9 protein-coding genes are annotated in these 13,512 nt (G+C 58.9%); 3 read left to right on the forward strand and 6 right to left on the reverse strand.

Annotated elements, in window-relative coordinates; genetic code table 11:
- Nucleotides 1-147 precede the first annotated feature (147 nt).
- The 4 genes from CA51_RS08180 to CA51_RS25740 all read right to left on the reverse strand — a co-directional run bounded on the left by CA51_RS08180 (nt 148) and on the right by CA51_RS25740 (nt 3,105).
- A complete protein-coding gene (locus CA51_RS08180; RefSeq protein WP_145119484.1) occupies nt 148-735 on the reverse strand; it encodes a cytochrome c oxidase subunit 3 in 588 nt (195 codons plus the stop codon).
- 34 nt (nt 736-769) lie between these two features.
- A complete protein-coding gene (clpP, locus tag CA51_RS08185) occupies nt 770-1,363 on the reverse strand; it encodes an ATP-dependent Clp endopeptidase proteolytic subunit ClpP (RefSeq protein ID WP_145119486.1) in 594 nt (197 codons plus the stop codon).
- Nucleotides 1,364-1,431: 68 nt separating this feature from the next.
- Complete coding sequence (locus tag CA51_RS08190) at nt 1,432-2,052, reverse strand: ClpP family protease (RefSeq protein WP_145119488.1); 621 nt, start codon at nt 2,050-2,052, stop codon at nt 1,432-1,434.
- Nucleotides 2,053-2,310: 258 nt separating this feature from the next.
- Nucleotides 2,311-3,105 carry a Spy/CpxP family protein refolding chaperone gene (locus CA51_RS25740; protein ID WP_197451683.1) on the reverse strand — a complete coding sequence of 265 codons (795 nt, stop codon included), beginning with the start codon at nt 3,103-3,105 and terminating at the stop codon, nt 2,311-2,313.
- Nucleotides 3,106-3,416: 311 nt separating this feature from the next.
- Between CA51_RS25740 and CA51_RS08200 the strand changes: the two genes are divergently transcribed.
- Both CA51_RS08200 and CA51_RS08205 read left to right on the forward strand, forming a co-directional pair.
- On the forward strand, nt 3,417-4,562 hold the full coding sequence (locus CA51_RS08200; protein WP_145119490.1) for a coiled-coil domain-containing protein: 1,146 nt from the start codon (nt 3,417-3,419) through the stop codon (nt 4,560-4,562).
- A gap of 125 nt (nt 4,563-4,687) precedes the next feature.
- Nucleotides 4,688-7,708 carry a secretin N-terminal domain-containing protein gene (locus CA51_RS08205; protein ID WP_145119492.1) on the forward strand — a complete coding sequence of 1,007 codons (3,021 nt, stop codon included), beginning with the start codon at nt 4,688-4,690 and terminating at the stop codon, nt 7,706-7,708.
- Nucleotides 7,709-8,041: 333 nt separating this feature from the next.
- On the opposite strand, the gene CA51_RS08210 is transcribed toward CA51_RS08205, so the two are convergent.
- Together CA51_RS08210 and CA51_RS08215 are read right to left on the reverse strand one after the other, a co-directional pair.
- The gene (locus CA51_RS08210; protein WP_145119494.1) at nt 8,042-10,984 is read right to left on the reverse strand and encodes a YCF48-related protein; all 2,943 of its coding nucleotides are present in this window, start codon (nt 10,982-10,984) and stop codon (nt 8,042-8,044) included.
- A gap of 60 nt (nt 10,985-11,044) precedes the next feature.
- Entirely contained in the window at nt 11,045-11,425 is a 381-nt protein-coding gene (locus CA51_RS08215; protein WP_197451684.1) for a fluoride efflux transporter FluC, read from the reverse strand.
- A gap of 265 nt (nt 11,426-11,690) precedes the next feature.
- Here CA51_RS08215 and ilvB point away from each other — a divergent pair, with 265 nt between their 5' ends.
- On the forward strand, nt 11,691-13,466 hold the full coding sequence (gene ilvB / locus CA51_RS08220; RefSeq protein WP_145119498.1) for a biosynthetic-type acetolactate synthase large subunit: 1,776 nt from the start codon (nt 11,691-11,693) through the stop codon (nt 13,464-13,466).
- The last annotated feature ends 46 nt before the right edge of the window (nt 13,467-13,512 follow it).

A 13,512-nucleotide genomic window follows, 5' to 3' on the forward strand; every position in this document is an offset into this window, starting at 1 on the left:
CTTGGTAGCACATCCGTCGGATAGCTAGTATTTCAGCAGCTAGCACTGAGATTTTTTGTGTAACTGCGTGGGCATCGCCCCGCGCTTTTAATGACCGCGCCGCCCGGATGGGCTCGCGGCTTAACCGAACAATCCAATGTGACGTGCTTACGTCGCAAATCCGCCGCTGGTGTACCAGAACGCAAACAGCATCACGATCCAAACCAGATCCAGGAAGTGCCAATACTGGGCGGTGAAAGAGATGCCCCACATCCGTTCATGATCGTATTGGCCGCGGGCCAAACGGATCGTCACGATCACGAGAGCTGCCACGCCACCGATCACGTGCAGAGCATGTAGCAGTGCGAGGACCAGCATCATTCCGGCAAGGCCGGCTTCCAGTCCCGCGGTGGCATAGCCGCCAGCGACGTGCCACATCGCCACGCCCTGGACTACCAAGAATATGATCGAACCGATCAGGGCCGCGACCAGCAGAGCCAGCGATTGGCGGCAGTGTTCGTGACGCACGCAGTGGACGGCCCAGTGCAGCAGGCCGCTGACAAAGACCAAGCACAACGTGCTCCAGGCGAACGACAGCGGCAGCTTCTCCGACTGGATAAACGTCGCCTCGCGCCAGCTGGCGTACAGGACAAACGATATGATCCCCGTGATGAAGAAGACCAGCAGGGAAGCCAGGAACAGTAGGCCGCCTTGCTGGGCACGTTTGTCTGCGGGCAACGCAGTCGAAGCAACCATGGAAATCGCTGGTTAAATGTAAGCCGCTGGCGGATTAAGTCTTGTCGGCAACCGAAGCGACAACCTTGTCGATCAAGCCGTATTCGACACCTTCATCGGCCGACATAAAGCGGTCGCGGTCGGTATCTTTTTCGATCTCTTCCATCGACTTGCCACAGTGATGGATCAGGATCTCGTTCAGCTTCCGCTTGATGCGGCGGAACTCTTCGGCGTGAATGCGGATCTCTTCGGCGGTTCCCTGCATGCCAGCCAGCGGTTGGTGGATCATGATCCGCGCGTTGGGCAGCGCGTAACGCTTCCCCTTCGCACCGGCGGTCAACAGCACAGCACCCATCGAAGCGGCTTGGCCGATGCAATAGGTTGCCACGTCGCAGGAAACGAACTGCATCGTGTCGTAGATCGCCAGTCCGGCGCTAACGCTACCGCCGGGCGAATTGATGTACAGATGGATGTCCGCCTTGGGGTCGTCCGACTGCAAGAACAGCATCTGGGCGACCAGCGAATTGGCGACATCGTCGTTGACTTGCGAGCCGAGGAAAATGATCCTGTCTTTCAGCAAGCGACTGTAGATATCGTACACTCGCTCTTCGCGACCGCTCTTTTCGACGACGTAGGGGATCAATGGCATCGTTGGCAACCTGTGGAATCGGGGATAAATGCGTGTTGAATGGAAGTAGACTCAGCAGACCGCGACGGCTAGCCCTTGGCAGCTTCGTCTTCGGCACCCACCGGTGGCTTGGTCAAAATGTCGTCGACGATTCCGTATTCCTTGGCGGCTTGAGCGGTTAAGAAGAAGTCGCGATCGGTATCGTGAGCGATCTTTTCCACTGTCTGCCCGGTGTGTTCAGCCAGGATTCCGTTCAGGACGTCGCGATAACGCAAGATCTCGTTGGCATGGATCTCGATGTCGCTGATCTGACCACCCACGCCGCCAGCGGGTTGGTGCATCATCACGCGTGAATGAGGCAATGCGTAACGTTTGCCCTTGGTTCCACCGACCAACAACACAGCTCCACCGCTGGCCGCTTGGCCGACACAGTAGGTTGCGATCGGGCACGACAGCATCTGCATCGTGTCGTAGATCGCTAGCGTTGCGATCACGTCGCCACCTGGCGAATTGATGTAGAAGTGAACGTCTTTGCGACGGTTTTCACTTTGCAGATAAAGCAGTTTCATAACCACTTCATTTGCGTTGCCGGTATGGATCTCGCCTTGCAAAAAGACGATTCGGTTTTCCAGTAACAAATCCCCAAGCGTCAGCTGACGTTGGCGTTGCACGCTTTGGTAGGAATGGGAATTCCAGATCTCTTGATTCATGGGGCGCCTTCGCAAGTGGGACAGTAATTCGTCTGCTTTATGATTGCTAATTCACAGTCGGTGGCAAGGTGGGGTATCGGCACCGACACCGCAAACGCATTAGATTCTTTACCGTTTCGAAATGCCTGCATTTAACGACAGCGCGACACCTGCCTCGACTTGCCGTCGCAACCAACGCAAAAGATCCTTGTCTCAGCGGTCGGCTGAAACAAGGATCTCGCGATTTTCGGCTGGGGGAGTTGTCACCCAACTAGCGGACTATTCGTTCGACGATTCGGGACGTTGGCGCCCACCGCGGCGTTGTCCGCCACCTTCACCGCCGCGTTCTCCACGTCCGCCGCGGCCACCCGCTTCACCACCGCGGCCACCGCCAGCTCGCTGAGGCACGTCGAACTTTTCGCCTTTCAGCTTTTCAAAGTTGGCTTGTTGTTCGGTCGACAAAACCGCCAACAGGTCACCTTCGACGCTTTTGCGAAGTTCTTCAAATTGAGCTCGCATCGCGTCGCGGTCGGGACGCTCGCCGCCTTGGTCGCCGCCGCGGCCTCGACCAGCAAACATCTCCTGCATCTTTTCACGCATCTTGGCTTGCGAAGCGGCTTGGGCTTCGGTCAGCTTGCTTTTTTGTGCGTCGGTGATCTTCAGCTCTGTCGTTACGTAATCGGAGAACAATGCGTTAACGCCTGTCATTTGAACGGCGATCTCACGCAGACGATCCATTTGTGGCGGCAGCAGGATCTGTTCCACCATCGCGTTGGACTCTTCCATCTGCGCTTCGCGTTCCTTTTGCATCTTAGCCATGTATTCGCCCCGTTCCTCTTCGGACATGTTGCGGAAATCGGGACGATCTTGGCCGCGGCGACCGTTCTCGCGATCGTTCAGCTTCTTCAATGCTTCGACCTGGTCGGGCATCAATTCGATCTCTTCGCGAACCTCTTCCGAACGCAGGGCTGCGGCGATCGGCAAGAACTTGCTGTTGCCGACTCCTCCACCGGGGCCGCCGCCGCGTCCGCCACGTCCACCACCGGGTTGAGCCAAAACAGGGGTCGCGAACATTGCGACAGCTGCGCATACGAGCAGCGAATTTCGAGAGCGAACGAACATGGGCCGGACTCCAATACTTACGAAGGTTCACGCTGGTCGTGAATCGACTCAGCTGAGAAGTTTGTTTTTACACAGCTATTAACCATCCCGGCGGTCGCGGGTTTCGCATGATTTTTGCCGTTTTCCAAAATCTTCGGTTCCGTCGCCGAAAACGCCCGGCACGAGTTTTCATTTGCTTTGGCCACCGAATCGACGCAGAATGAGCGGACTCGATCCACCACTCGTCCGATTTCTGCGAATCCGCTCTTGGGGAGTTCACCGCCATGTCCATGCTCTTTCGCTCGCTGGCCCTCCTGCTTCTCGCCGTTCCGCTAGCCGCGTCGCCCGCGGTCGGACAATATCAAGCGCTTGCTCACGGCGAACGCGTGATCTCCGTCGGGCCGCCGATTCCGCCAAAACAGGCCGAGCCGGATAGCTCTCCGAAGCGGCTGCCTGCCCCCCCATGCACCGTCGACTGCGAAAAAGCGGCCAACCGAAACGCTCCCGCTGCGCCGGCGGCGGCTTCGACTGGCGATTCGGTGCTGCAGATCAACCGCCCGCAAAACCATGTCGATGCTGCAGTTCCAGCCGACATACCGGACGATCTCCCCGCGCCTCCCGACCTCGCGGCGCAGCTCCGCGAAGCGACAGCCAACTTTCAGCACGATCTGAACCAAGCCAATCAACGGATCGATCACCTGACGAAACAGTTGCAGTTGTGTGAACAAGCTGCCGCGAAGCAGGCCGAAGCCAAGCCAGCGTTGGAAAAACTGCAAGCGACGATCGAGGCGATGCGGAAGGCGCACGCCGAAGAACTCGCCGCTGCCGACGTTCGCTTGAAGACCTTGGTCGATGAAATCTCCGCCGGGCTTGCGTCGAAGCGTGAGATGCAACAGCAGCGCGAGCAGGCACTGAAAAGCAAATTAGCCGAGCAGATGCAGTCGCTGCAAAAGCAAGCCGCAGCCGCCAAGATGGAAGCGGTCGCGAAAGCCAAGGAGAATCGCGAGTTGGTCGAGCAACTCGAGGTAACCCAAAAGGAACACGCTGAGCAAGCGATGGCGTTCAGCAAGCGAGCCAACGAGATGAAGGCTCTGATGATCGAAAGGTCGAAAGCCGTCGACGCGGCGAGCAAACAATCGCGTGAGCTGCGGGGGACTCTGGCGAATAAGTTGCGTGCGTTGGAGGACAGCCTGGCAACGACTGAGCTGATGAAGAAAAAGACAGCTGAATTAGAGAAGCAGTCCGCTGCGATGGAGAAGGAACATCAGGCGGCGTTGGATCAGCTGAAACAGGCGAACAAGAGAAACGAATCGCTGCAACGACGGCAGAAATCGCTCGAAAAGGAACTGACCGCACTGAAGCGGAACCGCGATTCCGACCGCCGCGACGACAAGAAACGCAAGCCAAAGAAGAAACGCGACGACAAATAGCCCCGTTTTTAGATAAATCTCCGCCGCGGGAACATCATCCTTTCCAGCGGCCCCGCGATTCTGCTCTCTCCGATTGACGAAGCCTCCCACCTCACTGCAGCCGAAATTCCCACGGACCGAATCTTATGAATTACGCGACCTCCGAAAGGCAATTCGCGAGCGTCTTAACGAACGGCATCAAGCTGGCTCTGCTGTGTCTGATCGGTGCGACAACCGCTTTGCCGCAGCGAGCTGCCGCCCAGCAGAAAGCATTCGCTCCCGCGCAGGCTCAACCCGCCGCCCGGCCCTCTGGCGGCTCGCGGCCGCAGCCCTCTGGGAAGTCCAGCGGCCCCAAAGACTCAAAAGATGGTAAACCGGAGGACAAGGAGAAAGGCAAAGAGGAGAAGTCCGACGGCGACGCCAAGAAGGGCGAAGAGGCCAAGCCGCCGGAAGTGGTGATGCGACCGGGCGAACCGCCAGTGCCACCCGATCCGAAAGAGTTCGAACTGCGTCCCGATCCCGATGGGCGGATCCGTTTCCGATTCCGGAACCAGCCTTGGCCCGACTTCTTGCAATGGCTAAGCGATGTCGGCGGTTACAGCCTCGATTGGCAACAGATGCCCGGCGGCTATCTGAACCTGATCACCTACCGCAGCTACACAATCACCGAGGCTCGCGATCTGGTCAATCGGTTGCTGCTGGATCGCGGCTACACGATGCTGCTGCGCGGCCAGGTGCTGTCGATCGTGAAGATCGACAAACTCGACCCCAGCATGTTGCCGCGGGTCGAAGACGAAGCGGAGCTGATGGACCTGTCCCCCTACGATTTTGCCAAGATCACGTTCCCGCTGCCGACCAAACTGAAAGCCGAAGCGTTGGCGGCGGATGTCAAGTCGCTGCTGAGTCCCAACGGCAAGGTGCAGCCATTGGTGTCGTCGAACCGGTTGTTGGTGATCGATGCGGTCGCCAACCTTCGCGATGTCAGTCGATTGATCAACGCCGAACACGCCGCTGCCGATTCGCATCAGGTGCCACGCGAATTTCATATCCGATACGTCCGCGCCGACTATGTCGCCGATCAAGTTATGATCCTGCTGGGCTTGGACCCCTCGTCGCGCCGCAGTCCCAATGAATTGCAAGTCGAACAGCAGCGGTTGCAGTTGTTTATGCAGATGCAGCAGAAGGGAAAAGACGTGACGAAGTTCCTGCGAGGCGACAGTGCCCCGGAGGTTTTTGTGACGGTGAACAAACGGGTCAACAGCGTTCTCGTCAACGCTCCTCCCGACGTGCTGGTGAAAATCGAACGGACGATCGAGCAGTTGGATGTCCCCAGCGGATCGGCTGGCGGCAGCCTGGTCACTGGCGAACCGGGGGAAACCGGTGGCCTTGTCGAGATGCGGCGTTACGCCTTGGTCAGCCTTAAGCCTGAATCGGTCGTGACAGCGCTCAAAGAGATCGGCGACCTCGACCCGCGAACGATGCTGCAGATGGACGCCGATGCGAAAGTCATCTTCGCCAGCGCGACCGTTCGAGATCATGAAAAGATCAGTGCGATCATCGACAAACTGGATGGTTCGGGACGCGAGATCGAAGTCATTTGGCTCAAGCGTCTGCCCGCCGATCAAGCGGCCGTCACGATCCACAATCTGTTGATCGGCAAGAAAGAGAAAGACGATAATCGCAACAACTATTATTACCGGCGCTACGGTGGTGGAGACGATGACGATAAGCCCGAATCGGATTTCCGTGTCGAAGCCGATATCGAAAATAATCGCCTGCTGCTGTTCGCGAACAAAGCCGAACTCGAAGCCGTCAACAACCTGCTGGTCAAGCTGGGCGAGCTGCCGGGGGACAGCGGCAATCCGAACACGATCCGGGTGCAGGATTCTCGGGGAGCGAAATCGACAGCCGATCTGATTCGCCAGTTGCAGCAGTTGTGGCCCGCAACCGCCAATCCGATCCGCGTCGAAGGGGAATTGCCGGCGGTGGAAGAGGAGTCCGAATCGGCACCATCCGACGAAGGTCAGCCTACGGATTCCGCAGAACAAGACAACGCCAGGACGACCGCGGTGCCAAAGCGACCGCGAGTGCAGACCGCTGTTTTTGCGCGACCACAAGTTGCGCAAGGATCGACTGGAAACGCGGCGCAACCGCCCGCCGACAACGAGAAAACGGCCGCTGACGACGCGAAGAATACGGGGAACGAAGCGTTGCCCCCGATCACGATCTCGATCGCCAACGATGGCCGCTTGATCTTGAGTTCTCAAGACACCGCGGCGCTCGACGCTTTGGAAGAGTTGATGCAGCGACTCTCCCCGCCTCCCAAGAAACACCGCGTTTTCTATCTGCAATACGCCTTGGCGTCGCTCGTTAAATTGAACCTCGACGAATACTTCGAGGACGAAAAATCGACCGACAGCAGCGACAATTGGATGCGTGCCTGGATGGGCATGGACTTCAAGGAAGAGTCGAAGAACAACGGTCTGGCCAGTCGTCGTCCCGTCCGGTTCATCTACGACATCGATACCAATTCGATCCTCGTCCGCGATGCCACGCCGCAGCAGATGGAGACGATTGCGGAGTTGATCGAAATCTACGACCGCGCCCCGTCGGAAGAATCGATCAGCGCCCGTCGCTTAAAAGTTTTTAAGCTCGAATACTCCGACGCCAACGTCGTCGCAGCGACGGTAAAAGATGTCTTCCGCGACCTGTTGTCCTCCAAAGATAAAGAGTTTGCCGGTGGCGGCGACAAGGAGAAACAGAGCTCGGGATCGTCGCGGACCTTCCGCATTTTCGGTGGCAACGACGATAAGGACAGTAAGCCGACGAAAGTCAAAGCGTCGTTCGAAGGTGCCTTGTCGGTCGGTGTCGATGCGCTCTCCAACACGATCATCGTTTCGGCGCAAGAGGAGTGGTTGCCCGCGATCGAAGAGATCATCCAATACATGGACCAGAACGCCAAACCCGACACGACCGTCGTGGTTCAATCGTTAAGCGTTCCGATGGATGCCAAGTCGATGCAGACTCTGGCCGACCTGCTGCGTCCCTGGCCTGGAAACAAGAAGCCCGAAGGGAATCAGCCGGGCAAACAGGGGAAGGAAAAGCCGAACAACAAGCAACAGCAGCCCCAACAAAACGCCACGCCGCAACCGGGCAACGATTCCTAAATCTCAAGGAACACGCACCAGCCGCGGAGCGGCGCTCGCATAAAGCCTGGCGGCGCGAGCCCCAGGCCGGCGAATGCCCCATGCATACGCGCATCCGATTTACAAACAAACGCACCAGCCGCGGAGCGGCGATCGCATAAAGCCTGGCGGCGCGAGCCCCAGGCCGGCAAATGCCCCAGGCATACGCGCATCCGATTTACAAACAAACGCACCAGCCGCGGAGCGGCGATCGCATAAAGCCTGGCGGCGCCAGCCCCAGGCACTCAAACACCGACGCCTACCCGACCGCGACGCCGCTACTCAAACACCGACGCCTACCCGACCGCGACGCCGCTACTCAAACGCCAACGCCTGCCAACCGGTGGGCGAGCATGAGATCGGCGAATCGGCGACTTCGTTTGGCTGTAACGTTTTCAAACGCACGAACCAGACATCGCCGGGAGCTACCGGCAGGCTGCTGAGATCTTTTCGGCGGATCGCCAGTTCGGCGTTCCAACGTCCGTCGTGATCTGTCGTTTTGACAAACCACATCGGTTGCCACTGCGCAAACCCGTTGCAGGTATCGCGGCAACAGCCGCTGCGATCGATCTCCAACTGGTAAGTCGTCAACAGGTCGCGGTCGACATCGATCTGTAAACTCAACCGCTGCACGTCATCGAGGTCCGCATCGCGCTGACGCAACGCCGCCGGTTCGCTCGGTTCGTTGCCGGGGAAACCGCCTGGGATCGCGATGTAAATGTAATCGGCATCGTAAGCGACTCGCGGTTGCGGCGCGGGGACCTCGATATCGATAGGCCCCCAGAACGCTTCGTCCAGCCGACCATCCAATACGGGCGGATGGGGGCTGTAGGGAGCACGGATCGCTTCGGGTTTTAAGGCTCCCCGTCGAGCGGCCAGTTGGTCGCGAGCCAGCGCCTGCCAAGGGCCGGCGCTTGGCGCCGTCGACAATCGTTCCAGGCCGGAGAGTAGTGCCGGACCAGCTGATTCGCCCAGCACGCCGACTTGCGACAACAGGCTGATCGGATGCTGACGCCAGGTCAGGTCGGGAGTTTCGGTTTCGCGGATCTTTCGTCCGCTCTGCTCGTCGTTGCTGCTAGCCAATATGACCGGCGATGATTGCTCGAAAGGAGATCCATACGCGACGGGGGAAGAGCGTTGTCCGCGATTGGCAAAGCTGGCCGTTTGGCTGAGTCCCCGCGGCAACCGCGTCCATTCCTCGCTGGCATCGATCGACGCTAACATCAGATCGGCCCAGTGACCGATTGGACTCTCGGGAACCAACGCCGCCGTCTCGCGAAGCGCCTCGCGATAGAGGGCCGGTTCGCCGTAGCGATGGCATTGCAGGACCAAACCACGCATAAATCGCGGCCGATCCGACGGGCGGATCTGTTTCGTTAGTTGCTTTAATCGCGAAGAGAATAGACTTTTCGCATCGTCGGCGATCGAACAGGCGTCGATCAAATGTTTGATCCATTCGGCGTGCCGAGTCCGCGGTTGCAGTCCCGCCAATTGCGATCGGCTGCCATGCGGCGGCAAACGACGCGCCAGCCCACCGGCACCGATCGGCAACCGATGCAGCAGCGATTCGATCGACTGGACGCTCGCCTCGCGATCCAACAAGCGGTTGGCGACCATCACGTCGACGTCGGTCTCGCCCGGAGAGAGGACCGACAGCACGTCGCCCCATTCCTCGCCAACGACCGCTCCCGCAGCGGGCAGGATCGCCGACGGATGCACAACCACGTCGCCTCGTTCGCCACGCTGGACGTGAAAGACGCGTTCGACAGTCGGCGTTGCCGTGGCAACTCGCAACCACGCGGTACGCTGTTCGGCGGTCAGATCATCGCTCAAAACCACCACTGCCGGCTGAGCCGTTTGCAGCGCCTGGTCGATCGCGGCTTGATACGCTCGCGGATCGGCATCGTCTTGGATCGCCAGCACCTCGCATCCGCCGACATCGCTGAATCCCTGCATCGTCAATTCGTCGGCGGAATGTTGCAGCGGATCGTTCAACCGCTCGCCCGCCCGATCGTGGATCACTCCCATCGAACGATAGCCTTGTTCCAACGAGTTGGAGACGATCATCGACCACGCCAGTTCGCGGGCCTCGCGGCTGACAAACAACGCCGCCGCGCGACGCGGTCCGCCACGCTGCGTCTGCCATGTCAGGCCGCCGTCGGCGGTGTGCAAGATCGTTCCCATTCCACACGCGGCCCATCCCTTTTGATCGTCCAGGAAGTGCAAGTCGTGGATCGGCGCGGTGATCCCGCTGCCGACGGCAACGATTTCGTTTTGAGCTGTCTTGCGAAAGATCTTGTCTCCCGGAACGCCCGCCATCCAAACCTGGTTGCCGCCGCTGGCCAGGCACTGAAAATCGTAGCGGCTGATGTCGACGGTTGTTGCTTGCCGGTTCAGCGGTCGCCAGCTGAGTCCCGCATCGCGGCTGAACGCAACGGCGCCAGATCGACCTGCCGTCCACTGTTCGGTTGGCGTTGCTGTGATGCAATGCATCCGACGATCGGAGAAGACCGGATCGGCCGGCGCTTCGGGTCGGTCGCTGCGAAACAGCATCCCCGATCGGTCCAGCGTCAACATCGCGCCGCCGGCCATCGCGATCGATCGAATCGCTTGGGATTCGGATCGCGGAACCGGTTGCCACGAACGGCCGGCGTCGTAGGTGATGAAGACCGATCCCAAGTGGACCGGCGACCAATCGCCAGCGGCAATCGCCGTCCGCCGCGAGGTGAATTGCAGCTGCCGAATACGAGGCAGTTCGTTTTCCAGACGCTCCCAAGATTTGCCGCCGTCCTGGGTTTGCAGCAACACGCCACGACTGATCTGCGTATCGCTCTCGTACCAACCGCCCGCAGCCCAGCCCTGTTGCGGATCGATAAACTGCACACAGTCCAACCGGCAACCGACGCCACTGTCCTGCGCCAACCAATGTTCGCCTCCGTCGGGCGTATACCAGATGACGCCACGGTCCCCGACAGCCCATCCCTGCTTGGCATCGATGAAACAGATGCTCCGCAAGGAGGCATCATCGCGCAAGCTCTCCCGTTTTTCCGTCGCTGGCGGATCGGCGGCCTGCAGTTGCGGAGGCTGCGGTTGTGCAAAAACTGCAGCCAGCAGCCCTAAAACAAGAACAACCGATCGCGGGGATCGGCTTGGCCGCTGGGCGTGCCAAGCGGCGGCGATCCCCGGTTGCGCATGCTGTGGCGCAAGCGATGGATCCGAAGTCACAGCGGTCTGTTGAATCGGTGCGTTTGCAGTCATGAACTTGTTTGAATCGTTGACGAGTGGTTGGAATGAACTTGTTCGAGAGCTGTCGATAGCTCAGGTGTAGAGGGCTCGGATGCCAAAAATCCCCAGGCAAACCGCTCCGATACCCAGCACAAGGTTGGTGGTCACATAGGCGGCGGCGGGTCCGAATCCGTCCTTTTCTGCGAAGACAACCGCTTCGTAGCCGAAAGTGGAAAAGGTGGTCAGGCCACCCAAAAGCCCCACGCGAATCGCCAATTGCAGGCGATCGGGCATGCTGGTCCCCAGAATCGTCGCTTCGGCCAGGCCGCCGATCAACAGGCAGCCCAGCACGTTAACGGCGATCGTTCCGGCGGCACCCAGCCCTAAGGCGGTTGCGGCGGCCAGTGTGACCAGGAATCGCAAGGAGGAACCGATGGCACCGCCGGCGGCGACGGCAAGAACGTCAGCGAACATGGCGAACCCTTCGCGGCGAATGCTTGTCCGTTCCATCTTTCGGACAATTCGGAGTCACCGGCGCATTGGGAATCGCGTCGGCAGGAGTCAAATGCCTGCTGAGATTGACCGGCATTAGCCCTCTCCAAATCAAGAATCATTGTGTAAACTGACCGAGCAGGCGATCTGCCTGCGCGTCGCATAGATTCGATGTTTTGATGACTTCGTGTAAATGCCAGTTCGTTCGAACAGACCACTACACCCCCAAATGAGCGAGACGTTTTAGATGAGTACAGCTAGCACCAAATCCGAATCACAGCTGATGACAGGTGCGGATATCCTAGTCAAATCGCTGGTGGATCATGGTGTCGACGTCCTGTTCGCCTATCCCGGCGGGTGCAGCATGCCGATGCATCAATCGCTGACGAAATTCGGGACCGAAGTTCGCACAATTCTGCCGCGACACGAGCAGGGTGGCGGTTTTGCAGCTCAAGGTTACGCCCGCAGCACCGGCCGCGTCGGAGTTGTGATGGCGACCAGCGGTCCCGGAGCGACCAACTTGGTCACCGCGCTTGCCGATGCAAAGCTCGACAGCATTCCGATGGTTGCGATCACCGGCCAGGTTCCGACCGGCGTGATCGGCACCGACGCATTCCAAGAGACTCCGATCGTCGAAGTCTGCCGCGGAATCACCAAGCATCATTATTTGGTCACCGATCTGAAAGATCTGCCTCGCGTGATGAAAGAGGCGTTCCATATCGCGACCACCGGCCGTCCGGGCCCCGTTTTGGTCGACATGCCTAAAGACGTTCAAATGGCGTCGATCAGCGTCGAAGAAGACGTAGAGATGAATCTGCCCGGCTATTTTGCCGAAGCACCAAAGGTTGCTCCCGAAAAGGTGCGCCAAATCGCTGCGGCGATCAAAATGGCCAAGCGACCGATGATCTACGCCGGTGGCGGCATAATCGCTGCAGGTGCTAGCCCTCAGTTGCGCGAACTGGTTCGCAAAACCGGGATCCCAACCACGATGACCGTGATGGGACTCAGTTCGTTCCCGAACCAGGACGAACTGTCGATGGACATGTTGGGCATGCACGGATCGGCTTACGCCAACTATGCCGTTCGCGATTGCGATCTGTTGATCGCGTTGGGCGTTCGTTTCGACGATCGCGTGACCGGCAAACTGGCCGAATTCGCCAAGCACGCCAAGATCATTCACGTCGACATCGACGCTTCGGAATTGAACAAGAACAAACCGGTTCACATCCCAGTCAACGCGGACGTTGCCGATACGCTGAACGAACTGCTGAAGATCGTCGAAGCACCCACCGACATCAGCCAATGGGTCGCCGACTGTAAGGCCCTGAAAGCCAAGTATCCTTTCAAATACGACGAATCGTTTGACGGCATTCTGCAACAGCATGCCATCCGCACGCTGTCGAACCTGACCAAAGACCGCGACACCTATGTCTCGGTGGGCGTTGGGCAGCACCAGATGTGGGCGGCTCAGTTCTTCCAGTTCAACAAGCCGCGAACTTGGGCTTGCAGCAGCGGATTGGGAACGATGGGCTTCGGTCTGCCAGCGGCGATGGGAGTTCAAGCGGCAAACCCCGACGCGTTGGTGATCGACATCGATGGCGACGGCAGTTTCCAGATGAACATCCAGGAACTGGCGACCTGTTTCTGCGAAAAGCTGCCCGTGAAGGTCCTGTTGCTGAACAATCAGCACCTGGGAATGGTGGTTCAGTGGGAGGATCGCTTCAACGAACGCAACCGCGCCCACACCTACTTGGGCCCGATCGATCACGAAGAAGCTCGCGGTAAGAGCAACGTCGATCGCTTCGCTTACGCTCAGAAGCGTTATCCCGATTTCGTCGGGATCGCCAAGGGATACGGCTGCGGTGCGGCGACGGTCAGCAAAAAGTGCGACCTCGAAGGAGCCCTCTTGGAAATGATCAACTACGACGGTCCTTATCTGTTGGATGTCGAAGTTCCTTACCAAGAGCACGTGTTGCCGATGATCCCGACGCAGCACACCGTCGACGACATGATCTTGGAATAATCCCAGGCGATTCAGTACCGCTGGCGTAGGCATCGCCGGCGGATCC

Origin of the sequence: Rosistilla oblonga (assembly GCF_007751715.1) — a bacterium.
Lineage (GTDB): Bacteria > Planctomycetota > Planctomycetia > Pirellulales > Pirellulaceae > Rosistilla > Rosistilla oblonga.